19 protein-coding genes are annotated in these 19,525 nt (G+C 69.5%); 5 read left to right on the forward strand and 14 right to left on the reverse strand.

Translation table 11 applies throughout. From position 1 onward, the window contains the following. Position 1 precedes the first annotated feature (1 nt). The 7 genes from recN to ASG72_RS07030 all read right to left on the reverse strand — a co-directional run bounded on the left by recN (position 2) and on the right by ASG72_RS07030 (position 9,115). Positions 2-1,687 (reverse strand): DNA repair protein RecN, encoded by a 1,686-nt coding sequence (gene recN, locus ASG72_RS07000; protein WP_056710485.1) that lies wholly within the window; start codon positions 1,685-1,687, stop codon positions 2-4. Positions 1,688-1,747: 60 nt separating this feature from the next. Next, on the reverse strand, positions 1,748-2,653 hold the full coding sequence (locus ASG72_RS07005) for an outer membrane protein assembly factor BamD (RefSeq protein WP_056710486.1): 906 nt from the start codon (positions 2,651-2,653) through the stop codon (positions 1,748-1,750). Positions 2,654-2,880: 227 nt separating this feature from the next. Beyond that, a complete protein-coding gene (gene lpxC / locus ASG72_RS07010) occupies positions 2,881-3,831 on the reverse strand; it encodes a UDP-3-O-acyl-N-acetylglucosamine deacetylase (RefSeq protein ID WP_056710490.1) in 951 nt (316 codons plus the stop codon). A gap of 308 nt (positions 3,832-4,139) precedes the next feature. After that, positions 4,140-5,840 carry a cell division protein FtsZ gene (gene ftsZ, locus ASG72_RS07015; protein ID WP_056710492.1) on the reverse strand — a complete coding sequence of 567 codons (1,701 nt, stop codon included), beginning with the start codon at positions 5,838-5,840 and terminating at the stop codon, positions 4,140-4,142. Positions 5,841-5,946: 106 nt separating this feature from the next. Beyond that, positions 5,947-7,239: a cell division protein FtsA gene (gene ftsA / locus ASG72_RS07020; protein ID WP_244488729.1), complete on the reverse strand. Its 1,293-nt coding sequence runs from the start codon at positions 7,237-7,239 to the stop codon at positions 5,947-5,949. A gap of 29 nt (positions 7,240-7,268) precedes the next feature. Further along, positions 7,269-8,195 carry a cell division protein FtsQ/DivIB gene (locus ASG72_RS07025; protein WP_244488730.1) on the reverse strand — a complete coding sequence of 309 codons (927 nt, stop codon included), beginning with the start codon at positions 8,193-8,195 and terminating at the stop codon, positions 7,269-7,271. Between the two features lie 5 nt (positions 8,196-8,200). Next, complete coding sequence (locus tag ASG72_RS07030) at positions 8,201-9,115, reverse strand: D-alanine--D-alanine ligase (protein ID WP_056710497.1); 915 nt, start codon at positions 9,113-9,115, stop codon at positions 8,201-8,203. A 221-nt stretch (positions 9,116-9,336) separates the two neighbouring features. On the opposite strand from ASG72_RS07030, the gene ASG72_RS07035 reads away from it, so the two are divergent. Next, entirely contained in the window at positions 9,337-9,642 is a 306-nt protein-coding gene (locus ASG72_RS07035; RefSeq protein WP_056710499.1) for a BrnA antitoxin family protein, read from the forward strand. Positions 9,643-9,645: 3 nt separating this feature from the next. Here the strand turns inward: ASG72_RS07035 and murB are convergent, their stop codons facing one another. From murB to ASG72_RS07065, 6 genes are all read right to left on the reverse strand, one after another. After that, a complete protein-coding gene (gene murB, locus ASG72_RS07040) occupies positions 9,646-10,572 on the reverse strand; it encodes a UDP-N-acetylmuramate dehydrogenase (RefSeq protein ID WP_056710500.1) in 927 nt (308 codons plus the stop codon). A 38-nt stretch (positions 10,573-10,610) separates the two neighbouring features. Next, positions 10,611-12,020, reverse strand: a complete 1,410-nt coding sequence (murC, locus tag ASG72_RS07045) for a UDP-N-acetylmuramate--L-alanine ligase (RefSeq protein ID WP_056710503.1) — start codon at positions 12,018-12,020, stop codon at positions 10,611-10,613. Positions 12,021-12,042: 22 nt separating this feature from the next. Next, positions 12,043-13,137, reverse strand: a complete 1,095-nt coding sequence (gene murG / locus ASG72_RS07050) for an undecaprenyldiphospho-muramoylpentapeptide beta-N-acetylglucosaminyltransferase (protein ID WP_056710505.1) — start codon at positions 13,135-13,137, stop codon at positions 12,043-12,045. Between the two features lie 13 nt (positions 13,138-13,150). Beyond that, positions 13,151-14,284: a putative peptidoglycan glycosyltransferase FtsW gene (locus ASG72_RS07055; RefSeq protein ID WP_056710507.1), complete on the reverse strand. Its 1,134-nt coding sequence runs from the start codon at positions 14,282-14,284 to the stop codon at positions 13,151-13,153. Positions 14,285-14,383: 99 nt separating this feature from the next. Next, positions 14,384-15,562, reverse strand: a complete 1,179-nt coding sequence (gene aroB / locus ASG72_RS07060; protein ID WP_082540156.1) for a 3-dehydroquinate synthase — start codon at positions 15,560-15,562, stop codon at positions 14,384-14,386. After that, positions 15,562-16,161, reverse strand: a complete 600-nt coding sequence (locus tag ASG72_RS07065) for a shikimate kinase (protein ID WP_056710510.1) — start codon at positions 16,159-16,161, stop codon at positions 15,562-15,564. Before ASG72_RS07065 ends, aroB begins: the two co-directional genes overlap by 1 nt. Positions 16,162-16,394: 233 nt before the next feature. On the opposite strand from ASG72_RS07065, the gene ASG72_RS07070 reads away from it, so the two are divergent. From ASG72_RS07070 to ASG72_RS07080, 3 genes are read left to right on the forward strand one after another with little or no spacing between them, the layout of a single operon-like run. Next, entirely contained in the window at positions 16,395-16,541 is a 147-nt protein-coding gene (locus ASG72_RS07070) for a hypothetical protein (RefSeq protein WP_056710512.1), read from the forward strand. Beyond that, positions 16,538-17,467, forward strand: coding sequence for a site-specific tyrosine recombinase XerD (locus ASG72_RS07075; RefSeq protein ID WP_056710515.1), 930 nt, complete (start codon positions 16,538-16,540; stop codon positions 17,465-17,467). Before ASG72_RS07070 ends, ASG72_RS07075 begins: the two co-directional genes overlap by 4 nt. A gap of 14 nt (positions 17,468-17,481) precedes the next feature. Next, positions 17,482-18,087: a HutD family protein gene (locus tag ASG72_RS07080; protein ID WP_056710517.1), complete on the forward strand. Its 606-nt coding sequence runs from the start codon at positions 17,482-17,484 to the stop codon at positions 18,085-18,087. Positions 18,088-18,120: 33 nt separating this feature from the next. On the opposite strand, the gene ASG72_RS07085 is transcribed toward ASG72_RS07080, so the two are convergent. Continuing rightward, positions 18,121-18,312 (reverse strand): hypothetical protein, encoded by a 192-nt coding sequence (locus tag ASG72_RS07085; RefSeq protein ID WP_056710519.1) that lies wholly within the window; start codon positions 18,310-18,312, stop codon positions 18,121-18,123. A gap of 180 nt (positions 18,313-18,492) precedes the next feature. On the opposite strand from ASG72_RS07085, the gene ASG72_RS07090 reads away from it, so the two are divergent. Further along, positions 18,493-19,500 carry an LLM class flavin-dependent oxidoreductase gene (locus ASG72_RS07090; RefSeq protein ID WP_056711018.1) on the forward strand — a complete coding sequence of 336 codons (1,008 nt, stop codon included), beginning with the start codon at positions 18,493-18,495 and terminating at the stop codon, positions 19,498-19,500. Positions 19,501-19,525 lie beyond the last annotated feature (25 nt).

Raw genomic sequence — 19,525 nt, forward strand, 5'->3', positions numbered from 1 at the left:
CTCAGCCGCGCAGGCCGGCCGCCTCGAGCAGGCGCCCGGCTGCGGCACGGGCCTCTTCCGTGATGCTGGCGCCCGCCAGCATCCGCGCGATCTCCTCGCGCCGCGCCTGATCCTCCAGCGCCGTGACGCGCGTCACCGTGCGCTGCGCGGCATCGCCGGCGAGGGCGGATTTCGCGATCAGGAAATGCTGCCCGGCCTTGGCCGCGACCTGCGGCGCATGCGTCACCGAGATCACCTGGACCTTGCGCGCGAGCCGCGCCAGCCGCTCGCCGATCGCATCCGCCACCGCGCCGCCGACGCCGGTGTCGATCTCGTCGAAGACGAGCGTCGGGGCCGAGCCGCGCTCCGCCAGCACGACCTTGAGCGCCAGCATGAAGCGCGAGAGCTCACCGCCGGAGGCGACCTTCATCATCGGCCCCGGCCGCGTCCCGGGATTGGTCTCGACCCAGAACTCGACCCGGTCGAAGCCTTCAGGGCCGCGCGCGGCCGGGTCGCTGTCGATCTGGGTGATGAAGCGCGCCCGCTCCAGCTTGAGCGGCGGCAGCTCCGCCTTCACCGCCGCATCCAGCCTGGCGGCCGCCGCCCGCCTCTCCTGCGACAGGGCCTGCGCCAGCCGGATGAAATCCGCCTCGCATTGCGCGAGCTCGCTCTCGAGCCGCGCCAGCGAGGTCTCGCTCTCGTCGAGCGCCGCGAGATCGCCCGCCATGCTCTCGGCCAGCACCAGCAGCCCCTCGACCGGCACGTCGTATTTCCGGGCCGCGGCGCGCAGCGCGAACAGCCGCTCCTCGACCCGCTCCTGCTCGCGCGGATCATGCTCGCTGGCCCGCATCGCCGCCGCCAGTGCCTCGCCGGCCTCTTCCAGCGCCACGATCGCGGTGGTCAGTGCGGCGAGCGAGGGGTCGACGAGCTGCGGCGCCTGGCTGGCGCGCCGTTCGAGCCGGCGCAGCACCCCGGCCAGAGCCGGCACCGGCGAGGCCTGCCCGCCCACCGCCTCATAGGCCTCGATCAGGTCCCGCGCGACCTTCTCCGCCTGCATCATGCCCTGGCGCGCCGCGGCCAGCGCCTCCTCCTCCCCGGCCTGCGGCGCGAGCTTGCGCAGCTCATCGACGGCATGGCGCAGGAAATCCGCCTCCTTGCGCGCCGCCTCGACGCGCATGCGCTGCGCCTGCAGCGCCTGGCGCGCGCGCTTCAGGCTCTCGCTGGTCTGCGCCACGGCAGCGGCCTGCGCCTCCAGCCCGCCGAACCCGTCGAGGATCATCCGGTGCTGGGCCGGGTCGGTCAGCGCCCGGTCGTCATGCTGGCCATGAATCTCGACGATCGCCGCGCCGATCGCGCGCAGGATCTGCACGCTGACCGGCTGGTCGTTGATGAAGGCGCGGGTGCGGCCATCGGCATGCTGGACGCGGCGCAGGATCAGGTCGCCATCGGTGTCGATGTCCTGCGCCTGCGCCAGGCGCCGGGCCGGATGATCGCCCGGCAGGTCGAACACCGCCCCGACCTGGCCCTGGCTCTCGCCATGGCGCACGAGCCCGCCATCGCCGCGCCCGCCCAGGGCCAGCGCGAACGCGTCGAGCACGATCGATTTGCCTGCACCGGTCTCGCCGGTCAGCACGCTCAAGCCCTCGCCGAAGCTCAGGTCGAGCCTGTCGATCAGGACGATGTCGCGGATCGAGAGCTGCGCCAGCATGACGCTCAGCGCGGGCTCAGGAGGCAGGGCATGCGCAGCAGACCCTCACGGATTCCGCGATCAGAACGGATTGACGACGCCGGCGACCACGCGCGTGAAGCCCTGGAAGGCGCGGCTGATATAGGAGCCACGATCCTCGCGCGGCGCGAGCCCGCCGCTCTCCAGCAGCACATAGGCGTCCTTGTACCAGCGGCTGTCCGGGAAATTATGCCCCAGCACCGCCGCCGCCGTCTGCGCCTCGTTGGTGATGCCGAGCGCCATATAGGCCTCGGTCAGCCGCATCAGCGCTTCCTCGACATGACGGGTGGTCTGGTACTTCGTGATCACGTCGCGGAACCGGTTCACGGCGCCGGTATAGTTGCGCTGCTGCAGGTAATAGCGCCCGACATTCATCTCCTTGCCGGCCAGCTGGTCGCGCGCCACCAGGATCTTCTCCTTGGCGTCGACGACATATTCCGACCGGGGATATTTCGCGATCAGCTCTTCCATCGCCTTGATGGCGAGCTCCGTCCGCTCCTGGTCACGCGTCGCATCCGGGATCTGGTTGAAATACGACATGCCCATGATGTACTGCGCATAGGCCGCGTCGGGGCTGCCGGGATTTTGCGCGATGAAGCGCTTGGAGGCGGTGATCGCCTCCTCCCATTTGCTGGCCTCGTAATTCGCATAGGCCGTCAGGATCAGGCCCTTCTTCGCATAGGGCGAGAAGGGGGCGTTCTTGTCGATCTCGCCGAATTTCTTGGCCGCGCCTTCGCTGTCGCCGTTCTGGATGCGCGCCAGACCCTCGTTATAGAGCCTGTCGGCCGGGACATCGGCGACGATCTCGGGCTTGTAGACCTCGGGCCGGTCGAAAGGGTTCAACGAGGACAGCGTGTCGCAGCCGCCGAGCATCAGGGCGATGGCGGCCAGTGCCGCGCCCCTGCGCATCGAGGCGGTGCGTTCGGTGTTCAGGAAATTCAGCCGCATGACGCTCACGTAGCCAGTCCTCTTGGTCCAATCCCACAGCGTGGGAGACTGCCATAGCGCAGACGCCGACGCGGCGCCACCACCGAAAACGGCGAAATCCAGCAGATTCGCCGGAGTGCACTGCGCCCGCCGGGCTTACGGCCCCAACCGGCGATCGGCTCGCGGGCCGGCGCCACTGTCTCCGACAGAAAGCGGGCGAATGGAAGGCGCGGCCGGCTCGTCCCGGCTCAGTGGACGTCCGGCGCGAAGGCGGCCGGGGCGGCGGCGGCCATCTGCATGGCGCGCGGCGCGGCCGCATAGACCGGGGTCGCTTCCACGATGCCGTAATTGGCGCGGTCGGCGAAGAGCGCTTCGAGGATCCGGACATTCAGCCGGTGGCCGCCGCAATAGGAACGAAACTCGCCCTGGATCGGATAGCCGCCGAGCGCGAGATCGCCGATCGCGTCCAGCACCTTGTGACGGACGAACTCGTCGCGATAGCGCAGCCCCTCGGGGTTGATCACCTTGTCCTCGCCGATGGCGACGGTGTTGTCGAGCGAGGCGCCGAGCGCGAAGCCGGCCTTCCAGAGCTGCTCGACATCGCGCATGAAGCCGAAGGTGCGGGCGCGCGAGATCTCATGGGCGTAGGCCGCCGGCTCGAGATCGAAGACCTTGCGCTGGCGGCCGATTACCGCGGTGTCGAAATCGATCTCGACATCGAGGCGGAACCCCTTCTCCGCCGGCAGCAGCTCGGCGAAGGCGCGGCCGTTCTCGACACGCACGGGGCGCAGGATCTTGAGATAGCGCCGGCCGGCCTGCAGCGTGGCGAGGCCGGTCGCCTGGATCGCATCGACGAACTCACGGGCGCTGCCGTCCATGATCGGCATTTCGGGCCCGTCGATCTCGATCAGCACATTGTCGAGGCCGAGGCCGGCGCAGGCCGACATCAGATGCTCGATCGTCGCGACGGAGGCGGAGGCGCCATCGCCGATCACGGTGCAGAGTTCGGTGGCGCTGACCTTGGTGTGCTTGGCGTGGATCAGCTGGGCGGGACGATCGGCGAGCCCCTGCCGCAGGAAGACGATGCCGGAATTCGCACTGGAAGGCTTGAGGCAGATGCTGGCCGGAGCTCCGGAGTGAACACCGATCCCGGTCAGGGTCACGGGGGCGCGCAGTGTCGTCTGCCGATCGAAATTCATTCCGGTATCCAATCCTGATCGCGAGAGCCGACGGAAGCGACGAAAGCCTCAGGCAAACCCAACCGCGATGCCTCGGAAGTCTGGCGCGATCCAGCTGGACCACCACCACCACCCCTCTTGGTGCGAGCGCAACATAGTCCCGGCAGCCAAGGCGACAAAATCACGGTTTCTTACGCTCTGTTACAGGATCTAGAAACACCTGATTAACTGACTATGCCGTTGATAAATATAGTTTTTAAAAAATGAAAATGCCCGCCGCGAGAGCCGCGGCGGGCATGTCCGTGGAAAGGCGCCGGGAGCGCCCGTCTTCAGCGGGCTTCGCGGCGCAGGAAGGCCGGAATTTCCAGCCGCTCCTCCTCGCTGCGATTCGGCGCGGTGCGGCCGTGCTGGTCGAGCTGGCCGACAGCCGGGCGCGGTGCGGCGACCGGCGCGGCGGGACGGCGCATATACTCGGCATGGGCGGCGCTCGGGGCGGCCGGCGCCGGCGCCTGGCGCATCGGCGCCTGCTGCGGCTGCGGCTGCGGCTCCTGCATCGCCTCGTCCTCCTTGCGGCCGAAGCCGACGGAGGCCAGGCGCTGCATCAGCGACATGCGCTTCTGCTCGGCCGCGTTCTGCGGCGCCGCCAGCGGCTGGGCGCCGCGCTGGGCCAGCTGGTTCTGGGCCGGGATCGGCAGCTCCTCGATGCGCGGCATGCGCGTCGGCCTGACGGCGCGCTCGGGCGCCGGCGGGATGAAGCTGTCCTCGTGATGATGCAGGGGCTGTTCCTGCACCACCGGCTCCACCATCGGAGCGGCCATTACCGGGCGCGGCTGCACCGGGGCGATCTGGATGTCCTCGGCCAGCGCGGCCGGGGGGGCCACCGGCTGCGGCCGCGGCGCTTCGGCGACGGGGCGCAGCTCCATCACCGGCTCGGGCTGCGGCGCGACGGGGGCGAAGCTGCGGGCCGGGGCGGCGGTGCTGCGCAGGCGGGCCTCGGCCTTCAGCCGCTCGGCGACCTGGGCGATGCGGGCTTCGGTCTCGTCCATCTCGGCCTGGGTGGTGACCGGCTTGTCGATGCCGGTGGCCACGACCGAGACGCGCACGATGCCTTCGAGCGATTCGTCGAAGGTCGCGCCGACGATGATGTTGGCCTCGGAATCGACCTCCTCGCGGATGCGGGTGGCCGCTTCATCGACCTCGTAGAGCTTCATGTCGCGCCCGCCGGTGATCGAGATCAGCAGGCCGCGCGCGCCCTTCATCGAGACGTCGTCGAGCAGCGGGTTGTTGATCGCGGCCTGCGCCGCGGTCAGGGCGCGCTTCTCGCCCTGGGCCTCGCCGGTGCCCATCATCGCCTTGCCCATGCCGCGCATCACGGCGCGGACGTCGGCGAAGTCGAGATTGATCAGGCCGGGACGCACCATCAGATCGGTGATGCAGGCGACGCCCGAATACAGCACCTGGTCGGCCATGCCGAAGGCGTCTGCGAAGCCGGTGGTCTCGTTGGCGACGCGGAACAGGTTCTGGTTGGGGATGACGATCAGCGTGTCGACGGCCTCGTTCAGCTCGCTGATGCCGGCTTCCGCCATGCGCATGCGGCGATGGCCTTCGAACTGGAAGGGCTTGGTCACCACGCCGACGGTCAGGATGCCCATGTCGCGGGCGACGCGGGCGATGGCCGGAGCGGCACCGGTGCCGGTGCCGCCGCCCATGCCGGCGGTGATGAACACCATATGCGCCCCGGCGAGATGATCGCGGATCTCGTCGATCACCTCCTCGGCGGCGGCACGGCCGACCTCCGGCTGCGAGCCGGCGCCGAGACCTTCCGTGACCTGGAGGCCCATCTGGATGATGCGCGAGGCGCGGCTCAGCGCCAGCGCCTGGGCGTCGGTGTTGGCGACCACGAAATCGACGCCGTCGAGACCGGCTTCGATCATGTTGTTGACCGCGTTGCCACCGGCTCCGCCGACACCGAACACCGTGATCCGGGGCTTCAGTTCCCGGATGTCCGGGGCTTGCAGATTCATCGCCATGGTTGCCTCTTCAGATCTCTGTCCGGCGCCTGGCGGGAGCCGTCCCGATTGTTAAGTTTCAACTCTGATCGGCCCGTCCCGCCTGACCGGGGGAGCCGGTTACTCACTAGAAACTGTCCTTCAGCCACCGGCCGACGCGGGAGAAATACCCGTCGGTTCCCGTGGCGAAATAGGTCGAGCCGGCACGCGGCTCGAAATGTTCGACATGCGCGACCTGCGGATAGACCAGCAGCCCGACGGCGGCCGCGAAGGCCGGTCCCTTGCCCGCTTCCGGCAGGCCGCGGATGCCGAGCGGGCGCCCGGTGCGGACCTGGCCGCCGAGCACGCGCCGCGCCACTTCCGGAAGCCCGGTTAGCTGGCAGGCGCCGCCGGTGAGCACGACGCGGCGCCCGGCCTGCGCCGAGAAACCCGCTGCGTTCAGCCGGTCGCGCACCAGTTCGAGGATCTCCTCGACGCGCGGCTTGATGATCCGCACGAGATGCGACTTCGCGAGATGGTTGGGGGTGTCGCGCTCGTCATCGTCGACCTGCGGCACCGAGATCATGTCGCGCTCGTCGGAGGCGCTCGAGATGCAGGCGCCATGCAGCGTCTTCAGCCGCTCGGCCGCCGAAACCCGCGTCGAGAGCCCGCGCGCCACGTCCATGGTGATGTGGTTGCCGCCGACCGCGATCGCGTCGGCATGCATCAGATGCCCCCCGGAGAAGACGCCGAGGCTGGTGGTTCCGCCGCCGAGATCGACGACCACGACGCCCATCTCGGCCTCGTCGTCAACCAGCACCGACAGGCCGGAGGCATAGGGTGTCGCGACCACCGCCTCGACCTCGAGATGGCAGCGCTCCACCGCGAGCATGACGTTGCGGGCCGCGGCGGCTTCCGCCGCGACGACATGCATGTCGACGGAGAGCTTGCCGCCGATCAGCCCGCGGGGATCGAGCACGCCGGGATGCCCGTCCAGGGCGTAGCCCGTGGGCAGCGCGTGGAGCACGGCCTTGCCCGGCCGGATCGCATGGGTGGCGGCGGCGGCGAGCACGCGCTTGACGTCGCTGTCGCCGACGGCGCCGGCCCTGAGATCGACCCCCGCGGCGTAATGCTGCGAGCCGAGCCGGCCACCGGTGAGGTTGACGATCACCGACTGCACCTCGACCTTCGCCATGCGCTCGGCGGCGTCGACAGCCGCACGGATCGCCCGCTCGGCCCCTTCGAGGTCGATGATCGCGCCGCCCTTCAGCCCGATCGAGCGCTGATGGCCGATGCCGATGATGCGGGCGACATGGGTGCGCCCGCGCAGCCGCTCATTGGCCTCGGCCGGATTGAGCTCGGCGATCAGGCAGACCACCTTGCTGGTGCCGATGTCGAGAATCGACAGGGTCGCGCTCTTGCGCGACGACAAGGGCCGCATCCGCGGCGTCAATCCCTGGGAAGTCGGGCTCATACTTCGCCGCCCTTCTTCTTGGCCTTGGCCTTGAGCGCTTCGGCCCGGGCGGCGGCGCCTTCCTCGGTCAGGCGCATCACCACGCGGTCCGGCTGGCGCAGATCGATCGCCAGCACGTCCTTGTCCAGGATCCGGCTCTCGGTCTCGAGCACGGCCAGGCGCTTCACCGCCGCGGCCGGCTGGGTCTCGGGCAGGCGGACATCGAGCCCGTTGTCGAGCTTCAGCGTCCAGCGCCGGTTGGCGACCAGGGTCGCGGCGCGAATCCGCGGCGCCAGCGCGCCGGCCTCATCGCGCAGCGCGATGTATTCGGCGGCCCGGTGGTTGGCGTTGGTGCCGACGACCAGCGGCAGATGGGCGAAGCGCCCGTCATCCATCTTGTCGATGACCGTGCCGTCGGCGGCGATGACGAAGAGCTCGCCCTTGACCTGCCAGAGCGCGAAGGGCCGGCGCTCGGTGAGCGCGATCGAGACCTCGCCCGGATAGAGCTTGCGGACGCTCGCCTCGCGGATCAGCGGCGTCGCCTCCAGCCGCTTGCGCGCCTCGTCGGCGTCGAAGAAGGCCAGCGATATCTTCGGGTCGATGCCTGCTGCGACGAGCACTTCAGCCTCGGAGAGTTCGGCGATGCCGGAGATCGTGATGCGGTCGATGCCGAAACCGAAAGCCCGGGCCAGCATGTGGTGGAATTCGCCCTGGCTGCGCCGGAGCGCCTCGACATGGCCGCCGATGACGCTGCCCGAGACCAGGCTGGCCGCCAGGAAGCCCAGCGCCAGGCAGGTGCCGATCCGGCGCGGCAGGCGCTGGGCCAGCGGCACCGAGACCGCGCTGCGGCGCGAGCGGCGCAGCCACCGTCCGGACCGCTCTCCGACGAGGAGTTGCGGACCGGCGGGCGGGACCGGCAGGCGCGACGGGGCTTGCACCATCATCGCATTCACCGATCGAGGGAGGCGTCCTCCACCATCCATTTGACGAGCTCACCGAAGTTCAGGCCCGCTTGGGCAGCCAGTTCGGGCACCAGGCTGGTTTCGGTCATCCCGGGCTGCGTATTGACCTCCAGCCAGACGAGAGTGTCGGTCTCGTCGTCATAGCGGAAGTCAGAACGGCTGACGCCCCGGCAACCGATTGCTTGATGCGCCGTTAACGCACACTCTTCGATCTGCTGGTAAATTTTCGGTAAAATTTGAGCCGGGCAAATGTGGATCGAACCACCTTTCGCGTATTTGGCCTCGTAGTCGTAGAAGCCGCCCGAGGCCGCGCGAATCTCCGTCACGCCCAGCGACTTGCCGTCCATCACCGCGCAGGTCAGCTCGCGCCCCGCGATGAAGCTCTCGGCCAGCATCATCTCGCCGCAAGGCCAATCCGGCCGCGCGATTTCCTGCGGCGGATGCTGGCGATCCTGCTTGACGATGACGACGCCGACCGAGGAACCCTCGTCGACCGGCTTCAGCACATAGGGCGGCGGCAGCGCATGCGCCTTGGCCGCCTCGAATCGCGACAGGGTGACCCCGCGCGCCACGGGCACGCCGGCGGCCGCGGCGACCAGCTTCGCCCGGTCCTTGCGGATGGCGAGCGCCGATGCCAGCACGCCGGAATGCGTATAGGGAATGCGCAGGATCTCCAGCACGCCCTGGATCGTGCCGTCCTCGCCGAAGCGGCCATGCAGCGCGTTGAAGGCGACGTCGGGCCGCAGCGCCGAGAGGACGGTGCAGATATCCGGCTGCACGTCGATCCGCGTGACGCGGTAGCCGACGCTCTCCAGCGCCGCCGCGCAGCTGGTGCCGGAGCTGAGGCTGACCTCGCGCTCGACGGACCAGCCGCCCATCAGAACTGCGACGTGTTTGGTCATGGCGATCCTCGGCTCTCCTGAGCATCGGACCCTTGGCCGGACAGGGTTAACGGGGCGTTAAGACCGGTCTTGCGAGCCGCCCGGCGGCGGCATGGCGGTGGCTTGTCATGACGTTACGTCATTGTTAAGAACGGACGGATCGAGGGACGCGAAGGCAGCATGCGAAGCGATCCCTCTCATGACGACGAGGCGATCCAGCCTCGCGACGAGGAGGAGCCCCGATGGCCGAGCCGCTCGAGGCATGCGCGCCCCGCCCCGCCGTCTCGCCGGGGTATCGGACGGACAGCTCCGCCGGCAGCGAGCTCACGCTCGAGGATTATGTGGCGCGGCGCTATGTCGAGATTCTGCAGGCGCGCGCGACGGCCACCCAGGACCGGCCCGGCAGACGGGGCCAGCGCCGGTGCAAGGAGGCGATCTCGATCCGGCTCGACCATGATCTCCTGGAAACGCTGCGCGCCTCGGGCCCGGGCTGGCAGACGCGCGTCAACCAGGCGCTGCGCGACTGGCTGGAGAGGGTGGCGGCGTGAGCCTCAGGCCGCAACGCCGAGCCGCTTGATCTCCCATTGCAGCTCGAAGCCCGAGGAATCCTTGACGCGGCGCCGCACCTCTTCGCCGAGCCCCTCGATATCGGCCGCCGTGGCGCCGCCGGTGTTGATCAGGAAGTTGCAATGCATTTCCGAGACCTGCGCGCCGCCGCGACGCAGGCCGCGGCAGCCGGCGGCGTCGATCAGCTGCCAGGCCTTGCCGCCGGGCGGGTTCTTGAAGGTGGAGCCGCCGGTCCGCTCCTTGATCGGCTGCGCCGCCTCGCGGGCCGCCGTCACCCGGTCCATCTCGGCGAGGATCGCCGCCTGATCGCCCTTGCGGCCCTGGAACAGCGCCGAGGTGAAGACGATCTCATGCGTCGCGGCCGCGCTATTGCGGTAGGTGAAGCCCATCTGCGCATGCGACAGCGTCACGATTTGGCCCTGGCGCGTCACGCCGCGCGCCTCGACCAGCACATCGGTGGTCTCGCCGCCATGCGCTCCGGCATTCATCCGCAGCGCCCCGCCGATGCAGCCGGGGATGCCGCGATAGAAGGCGAGCCCGTCGAGCGAGGCATCGGCCGCCGCCCTCGCCACCTTCACGTCGGGAACCGCCGTCCCGGCGCGCAACCGGTCCCCCTCCTCCAGCGAAATCTCGGCGAAGGCCTTGCCGCCGAGGCGGATGACGAGGCCGGGAATGCCGCCGTCGCGCACGATCAGATTGGAGCCCAGCCCGACGACCGTGACCGGCATGTCGGCGGGCAGCGCCGCGAGCAGCGCCGCCAGATCCTCCTCATCCGCCGGGGTGAACAGCGCCTGCGCCGGCCCGCCGACGCGGAACCAGGTCAGCCCGGCCATGTCGTGATTGGCGAGCAGCCGGCCGCGGAGACCGGGAACGGCCGCGCGCAGGGCCGGTGTGATGTCGGGATAGCTCATGGCGGTTCCTTAGCCTGTCTCCCCCGGGGAGAGAAGGCTCACCCGGCGGCGAGCGCCTTCAGCTCGCCGGGTAGCGCATAGGCCCATTGCGTGATGTTGCCGGCACCGAGGCAGACCACGTAATCCCCCGGCCCCGCCACCTCAGCGACCATGCCGGCGAGCTTCTCCGACCCCTCCAGCGGCAGAGCGTGGCGATGGCCGCGCGCCTTGATGCCGGACACCAGCGAATCACGATCCGCCCCGGCGATCGGCGCCTCTCCGGCGGCATAGGTGTCGGCGACGATCACCGTATCGGCATCGTTGAAACAGGCGGCGAAATCGTCGAACAGGCTGGAGAGGCGGGTATAGCGATGCGGCTGTACGATGGCGATGACCTTGCCCTTGGTCGAGGCCCGCGCCGCCTTCAGCACCGCCGCGATCTCGACCGGGTGATGCCCGTAATCGTCGAAGATCAGCGCGCCGTTCCACTCGCCTGTCTTGGTGAAGCGCCGCTTCACCCCGCCGAACCCGGCCAGCGCCTCGCGGATCCGCTCCACCGGAATGCCGAGATCATAGGCCACGGCGATCGCCGCGGTGGCGTTGAGCGCGTTGTGATGGCCGGGCATCGGCATCACCAGATCGCGCACCACCTCGTCGCGGCCGCGCTTGCGGTCCCGGATCAGCAGCGTGAACTTCGCCTGGCCGCCGGTGAGGTCGATGTCGATCAGCCGGAAATCGGCCTGCGGATTCTCGCCATAGGTGATGACGCGCCGGTCCTCGATCTGCCCGACCAGGCCCTGCACCGTGGGATGGTCGATGCACATCACCGCGAAGCCATAGAAGGGCAGGTTCTCGACGAAGCTCCGGAACGCCGCCTTGATCGCGTCGAAGGTCCCGAAATGGTCGAGATGCTCGGGGTCGATATTGGTGACGATCGCGACGTCGGCCGGCAGCTTCAGGAAGGTGCCGTCGGATTCGTCGGCCTCGACCACCATCCAGTCGCTCTCGCCCATCCGGGCATTGGTGCCATAGGCGTTGATGATGCCGCCATTGATCACGGTCGGATCGAGCCCGCCCTTCTCCAGCAGCGTCGCCACCAGCGAGGTGGTGGTGGTCTTGCCATGCGTGCCGGCGATGGCGATGCAGGATTTCAGCCGCATCAGCTCCGCCAGCATCTCGGCCCGGCGCACCACAGGCAGGCGCTGCTCGCGCGCCGCCACGAGCTCGGGATTGTCGCGGCGGATCGCGGTGGAGACGACTACCACCTCGGCGCCCTGGATGTTCTGGGCGGCGTGGCCGATGAAGGTCTTGATCCCCTTCTCGTTCAGGCGGCGGACATTGGCGTTGTCGGCCGCGTCCGAACCCTGCACCTGGTAGCCGAGATTGTGCAGCACCTCGGCGATGCCGGACATGCCGATGCCGCCGATGCCGACGAAATGGATGGAGCCGAGCTTCGGCGGCAGCTTCATGGGGGTGACGATCCTGTCTGGTTCAGAATGAGGCGGTTTCGACGACGAGCCGCGCCAGCCGCTCCGCCGCATCGGGAATGCCGGCGCTCTTGGCGCTCTCCGCCATGGCCGTCAAGTGTGCCGGCTCATTGATCAGGCGCGAGAGCTCCGCCGCCAGCCGCGCCGGGGTGAAGTCGGACTGCATGATGCGGATCGCGCCGCCGCGCTTTTCCAGAAAGGCCGCATTGGCCGCCTGGTCCTGGTCCAGCGCGCCGGGCAGCGGCACGAGCAGCGCCGGACGGCCGATCACCGTGAGCTCCGCGATGGTCGAGGCGCCGGAGCGGGCGACCACCAGATGTGCCTGTGCCAGGCGCGCCGGCAGATCCTTGAAGAAGGGCTGAATTTCGGCGCGGACGCCGAGCCCGGCATAGATGCCGCTGACCCTCTCCCGATCCTCGGGGCGCGCCTGCTGGGTGACCACCAGCCTCGCCCGCTCGGTCGGCGAAAGCTCCTGGATGGCGGGGGGAACGATGTCGGCCATGATCCGCGCGCCCTGGCTGCCGCCGAACACCAGGAGATGGAAGGGCCCTTCCTCGGGCCGGCCATAGGGCGAGGCGGCGGCGAGCACCGCGGGCCGCACCGGATTGCCGACATGCCGGCACTTCGCCAGGCTCGCGGCCGGCAGCCCGCCGACCTCGGCGAAGCCGGTCGCGATCGCGTCCACCCGTCCCGAGAGGAAGCGGTTGGCCCGCCCGACCACGGCGTTCTGCTCGTGGATCATCGTCCTGACACCACCGAGCGAGGCCCCGAACACCGGCGGCACCGTGGGATAGCCGCCGAAACCGAGCAGCAGGCCGGGCTTCAGCTCCCGCACCGTCCGGCGCGCCGCCAGCACCCCCTTGCCGATCTCCAGCGCGCCGCGGAGCTTGCCGATCAGCGACCGGCCCGACGGCGTCGCCGAGGGGATCGGGATCACCGCATCGGCCGGGAAATCCCCCGCGAATTCCGCTCCGCGCGGATCGGTCATCAGCATCACGCGGATGCCCTGCGCCCGCAGGACATGGCTCAGCGCCTCGGCCGGGAAGAGATGCCCGCCCGTGCCGCCGGCCGCCAGAATGACGAGCTTCTCCCGTGCCATGCCGCCCGCCGCCTCAGTGCCTGAACGCGCCGAAATCGGCGGCTCTCGGCCGCTTGCGCGTCAGGGCCAGCAGGAAACCGGTGCCGATCGCCAGCGACAGCAGCGACGAGCCGCCATAGGAGATGAAGGGCAGCGTCATGCCCTTGGCCGGCATCATGTGCAGGTTGACCATCATGTTGATCGCCGCCTGGATGCCGAACAGCAGCGACAGCCCGGTCACAGCCAGCCGCACGAAGGCGTCCTCCGTCTTCTGCGCGACGATCAGCGCTCGCAGCACGATCACCGCGAACAGCGCGACCAGCGCGATGCAGATCACGATGCCGAACTCCTCGGCCGTCACGGCGAAGATGAAATCGGTATGGGCGTCGGGCAGGATGCGCTTGACCGTGCCCTCTCCCGGACCCTTGCCGAGCCATCCGCCCTGGGCGAAGCTCTCCAGCGCCGTATCGATCTGAAAGGTATCGCCCGAGCCCTTGTCCATGAAGCGCTCGATGCGGGCGCGGACATGCGGCACCAGCTGATAGGCGACCAGCAGGCCGAAGGCGCCGATGCCGCCGAGCCCCATCACCCAGAACCAGTGCAGCCCCGCGACGAAGAACAGCCCGCACCAGACCAGGCTGATCAGGATCGTCTGGCCGAAATCCGGCTGCAGCACGAGCGGCGTGATCGTCACCGGCAGCAGCAGGAACGCCATCAGCGTGCCGGGCAGGTCGGGCCGGCGGGTGCCCTCGGCGAAGGCCCAGGCGGCGAGGACGACGAAGGCCGGCTTCAGGAATTCCGAAGGCTGGACCGAGCCGATCGGCCCGAGCGTCAGCCAGCGCCGGGCGCCCTTCACCTCGATGCCGAGATAGAGCGTGGCGACGACCATCGCCAGCGAGCAGACGAAGATCAGCAGCGCCGCCCGCCGCACCTGGCGCGGTGTCATGAACGAGACGCCGATGAAGATCGCCAGCGCGGCGAGCAGGAAGAAGGCCTGGCGATTGACGAAATGGAAGGTCGACAGGCCGAGCCGTTCCGCCACCGGCGGGCCGCCCGCCATCAGCAGGACCACGCCCGAGACCATCAGCGCGACCAGCGCGCCCAGGATGACGCGGTCGATCGACCACCACCAGCGGCCGCTGAGACTGGGTTCGGCGCGAGAAACCATCGTGGCTCCACCATTGCAGCGGCGCGGGGATGCGCCTTCGGCGAATCACTCTGTCAATGAATGGTTAATCGTTTGATTAGGAGGCGGCGTTCCGGCCGCTCAACCCTGCGCCAGCTCGGCGGCGATGAAGGCCCTGACATCCTCCGCCGCGACGCCCGGCGCGATGAAGCTCCTGCCGATGCCGCGCGCCAGGATGAAGGTCAGCACCCCGCGCTTCACCTTCTTGTCCTGCGCCATGGCCGCGACGATCGCATCGGCGCTGCCCACGCCTCCGGGCACTTGCTGCAGGCGGCTCGGCAGCCCGACGGCGTCGAGATGGCGGGCGACGCGCAGCGCATCCTGGCCGTGGCACAGGCCCAGCGACTGCGAGAAGCGGAAGGCCAGCGCCAGGCCGATCGCCACCGCCTCGCCATGCACCAGCCGGCGCGAATCGTAATCGGTCAGCCGTTCCAGCGCATGGGCGAAGGTATGGCCGAGATTGAGCAGGGCGCGGTCGCCCTCCTCGCGCTCGTCCCGCGCGACGACCGCCGCCTTGGCCCGGCACGAGACGGCGACGGCATGGTCCCGCTCCGGCCCGCCGGCGATGATCCGGCTCCAATTCGCCTCGCACCAGTCGAAGAAGCCGGGATCGCCGATCAGCCCGTATTTCACCACCTCGGCATAGCCGGCCTTGAATTCGCGCGGGCTCAGCGTGTCGAGCAGCGCCGTATCGGCGATGACCAGCGCCGGCTGGTGGAAGGCGCCGACGAGGTTCTTGCCATGGCTGGTGTTGATGCCGGTCTTGCCGCCGACGGAGGAATCGACCTGGGCCAGGAGGCTCGTCGGAATCTGCACGAAGGGCACGCCGCGCCGCAGGATGGCGGCGGCGAAGCCCGTGAGATCGCCGACCACGCCGCCGCCCAGCGCGATGACGAGGTCGTTGCGCTCGATCCGCGCCGCCAGAAGATCGTCGCAGAGAGCGGTCAGGCGCGCATAGGATTTCGATGATTCGCCGGGCGGGACCGTGATCCGCGACGAGGCCAGGCCGGCCTGCTGCAGGCTCGCCTCCAGCGCCGGGGCATGCAGCGCGCCCACGGTCTCGTCGGTGACGATCGCCGCCTTGGCGCCGGGCGACAGCGCCGCGATCAGCCCCGCCGCCTCGCAGAGCAGGTGGCGGCCGATATGGATCTCGTAGGATCGGCCCTCCAGCGAGACGGGGACGATCTGGCCGCGGCCGATCGCCTGGCTCGGTGCGCCAGGCGCGGAGGTCGACGCCGTCGGGGCTGCGGGAGTGCTCATCAGGGTGCGGTCTCGGCCGGTGTTGCGCAGAGATGCTGCGACAGCGCAGCCACGATGTCTTCGACCACCACATCCTGCGGATCGTCCCGCGAAATGATGGTGAGGTCGGCCAGGGCATAGACCGGCTCGCGCTCCGCCAGCATGCGCCGCAGCGTCCCCTCCGGATCGGCCGTCTGCAGCAGCGGCCGGTTCGACCGCTTGCGGACGCGCCGCATCAGCACGTCGGGCTCGGCCTTGAGCCAGACCGAGACGCCGAGATCCCCGATTCTGGCGCGGGTCTCCGCATTCATGAAGGCGCCGCCGCCGGTCGCCAGCACGAGCGGCGCACGGGTCGTCAGCACCCGCGCGATCACCCGCCGCTCGCCGTCGCGGAACTCGGCCTCGCCCCGCTGCGCGAAGATCTCCGGGATGGTCATCCCCGCCGCGGTCTCGATCTCGGCATCGGCGTCGACGAACGGCAGGCCGAGCCTGGCCGCGAGCCGGCGGCCGACCGAGCTCTTGCCCGATCCCATCATGCCGACGAGCACGACGGCGCGCGGCCCGAGCGCGATGCGCACGGCATCGCGATCGGATCGGGGCGCAGGGTCGGCAATGGTCATTCGCGAAAATTCCCGGCAGCGGCGCGCCGCGGATGTCACGGCGGGCCGCACGTCAAGCGGCTTGTTCTGCCTGCCCTGTAGCATGACGCCTTGCGCGGCGTCATGCCCCACCCTTCGGCGGCAAAGAGATGCGGCGGGCCGAGCGGACCGGCGCTTGCATCTTCGCGATCGTTTCGCGAATAAATGATCGCTAACCATGATCGCCATGGTCGCCATCTCAGGAATCGCCACGCGTGCCGACCTTGTTCCGATTCGTCGCGATCCTGGCCATTCTGGGTGGGCTCGTCTTCGCCGGCATGATTGCCCTGGTCACCTTCGTCAAGCCGGAGCCGCGTGAGATGATCGAGACCATCCCGCCCTCCAGGTTGCAGCCGAAATGAGCCGGGAAGGGCGCCTGCGGCTGAAGGGTTTCCTCGACATGCTGGCGGCCGAGCGCGGCGCGGCCCGCAACACGCTCGACGCCTATGAGCGCGACATCGCGGATTATCTCGGCTTCCTCGGCCCCCGCTCGCCCGGCGAGGCGAGTTCCGACGATATCCGGGCCTGGCTCGGCACGCTGGCCGAGCGCGGTCTGAAGGCCTCCTCGGCGGCGCGGCGGCTCTCGGCCGTGCGCCAGTTCCACCGCTTCCTGTATACGGAGGGCCTCGCGCCGGGCGATCCCGCGGCCGCGATCCAGGGGCCGCGCCAGGGTCGGCCGCTGCCGAAGGTCGTGTCCGTCGCCGAGGTCGAGCGGCTGATGCAGGCGGCGCGGCAGGCGGCGGAGGCCGAGGCCCCGACACCGGCGGCGCGGCTGAAGGCCCTGCGCATGCGCTGCCTGATCGAATTGCTCTATGCGACGGGGCTGCGCGTCTCCGAGCTGATCGCCCTGCCTGTCGCAGCGGCCACAACGCGCGAGCGCTTCCTGGTGGTGCGCGGCAAGGGCGGGCGGGACAGGCTCGTCCCGCTGAACGAGCCGGCGCGCCAGGCCGGCCTCGCCTATCTCGAGGCGCTGCGCGCGACGGGTGGCGACAATGCCCGATGGCTCTTCCCCGGCGATGGCGAGAGCGGCCACCTGACCCGACAGGCCTTCGCGCGCGAGCTGAAGGTCCTTGCCGCGGCGGCCGGGCTCTCGCCGGATTCGCTCAGCCCCCATGTGCTGCGCCATGCTTTCGCCAGCCATCTCCTGCAGAACGGCGCCGATCTGCGCGTGGTCCAGGAGTTGCTGGGCCATGCCGACATCGCGACCACGCAGATCTACACGCATGTGCTGGATGATCGGCTGAAGAGCATGGTGCGCGATCTGCACCCGCTGGCCGACAATCTCTGACGAGCAGAGGGACCATGACGCACCCCCACCTCACCCATCTCGATCCCGAGCAGTTCCAGCGCACGCCCTGGAAGAACGGCGGCGGGATGTCGCTCGACATCGCCGGAGCCCATGAGAGCGGCGCCTCCGATGGCGGCTATGACGGGATGCTCTGGCGCTTCGGCCGGACCTCGATCCTGCAGCCCGGGCCGTTCTCGGACCTGACCGGCTATGACCGGCTGCAGCTCGTGCTCAACGGCGCCGGGCTCGTCCTGGAGACGCCGGAGGGCGAGATCGATCTGCGCGAGCCGCTGCAGCCGGTGCGCTATGATGGCGGCACGCCGATCGTCACCCGGCTCGAACAGGGGCCGGTCGAGGTCATCAACCTGATCGCCGACCGCGAGCATTGCGACATCGACCTGACCGTGCTGAAGCCGGGCGGCAGGCTCGACACCGTCCCGGGCGCGACGACGCTGCTCTATGCGCCGGACGCGCCGAGCGAATTACGCGCCGACGGGCAGCGCCTGCATTTGGCGACGGGCCATGCGGTGAAGCTGGAAGGCGGCGCCTCCGCGCCGGTCATGGTCGAGACCGGCACCATCATCGCGGCCACGGTCCTGCAGCGGACGCATCTGCTCTGAGCGGACGCGTCAGGTCCGGGACCCGGGCGCGGATCAGCCCTTGCGGCGGACCTTGTCGTCGCCCGGCGTCACCGGCGTCTGCGCCGCGACGGGGTCGCTGGCCGGGAACGTATCCTTCAGGGCCTGGGTGAGCTCGGCATCCTTGTCGCCGGACTTCGCCTTCTTGCGCTGTTCCGCCTGCTCCTGGCGCAGGCTTTCCTTCGCCGGATTGCTTGCTGACGACATCGATCGGTCTCCCCACTTGGCCGCGCCGGTCGCTGGACCGGCTACTTCCAAGCAACGCGGCAGCGCAGGGGGCGTTCCCATCGGGCCCGCCGGCTTGGACTGGCGCCGACCGATCCCCATCTGCAGGATCACGCACGGCGCGGCAGCATCGGCCGGAGCGCAATGGAAGGGCTGAGGATCATGGTGGCTGTCTCGGTACTCGATCTCGTTCCGGTGGTGGAAGGCCAGGAGGCCGGCGACGCGCTGCGCAATGCGGTGGCGCTCGTGCGCCATGCCGAAGCGCTCGGCTACCGCCGCTACTGGGTGGCCGAACACCACAACATGGTCGGCATCGCCAGCGCCGCCACCTCCGTGGTGATCGGCCATCTCGCCGCCGCCACCAGCAGGATCCGCGTCGGGGCCGGCGGGGTGATGCTGCCCAACCACGCCCCGCTGATCATCGCCGAGCAGTTCGGAACGCTCGAGGCGCTGTTTCCCGGCCGCATCGATCTCGGCCTCGGCCGCGCCCCCGGCACCGACCAGCTGACGATGCGGGCGATGCGGCGCGATCCCCGCGCGGCCAGCGAATTTCCGCAGGATGTGCTGGAGATCCAGGCCTATTTCGAGCCGGCGGCGCAGGATCAGCCGGTCCAGGCTGTGCCTGGCGCAGGGCTGCGGGTGCCGCTCTGGATCCTGGGCTCGAGCCTGTTCGGCGCGCAGCTGGCGGCCGAGCTCGGCCTGCCCTATGCCTTCGCCTCGCATTTCGCCCCGGCCGATCTGATGGATGCGCTGGCTATCTATCGCGAGCGCTTCAAGCCTTCCGCCCAGGCCGCGCGCCCCTATGCCATGCCCTGCATCAACGTCATCGCGGCGGCGACCGACGCCGAGGCGCGCCATCTCGCGACCTCGCTGCAGCAGCGCTTCACCGACATGGTCCGCGGCCGGCGCGGCAAGCTGAAGCCCCCGATCGCGGATATCGACGGATATTGGTCGATGCAGGAGAAGGCGCATGTCATGCAGATGTTGCGCTATGCCTTTATCGGCTCACCGGAGACGATCAGGCGCGAGCTCTCCGGCTTCCTCGACGCAACCGGCGCCGATGAGGTGATGGTGACCGCGCCGATCTTCGACCATCAGGCGCGCCTGACCTCCTACGCTCTTCTGGCCGAGGTCGCGGCGGGCCTGCAGGCGAGGCGCTCCGCCGCCTGAGGGAACCCGCCTCCCCTCCCGGCGT

This window comes from Allobosea sp. Leaf344 (genome assembly GCF_001426225.1).
Lineage (GTDB): Bacteria > Pseudomonadota > Alphaproteobacteria > Rhizobiales > Beijerinckiaceae > Allobosea.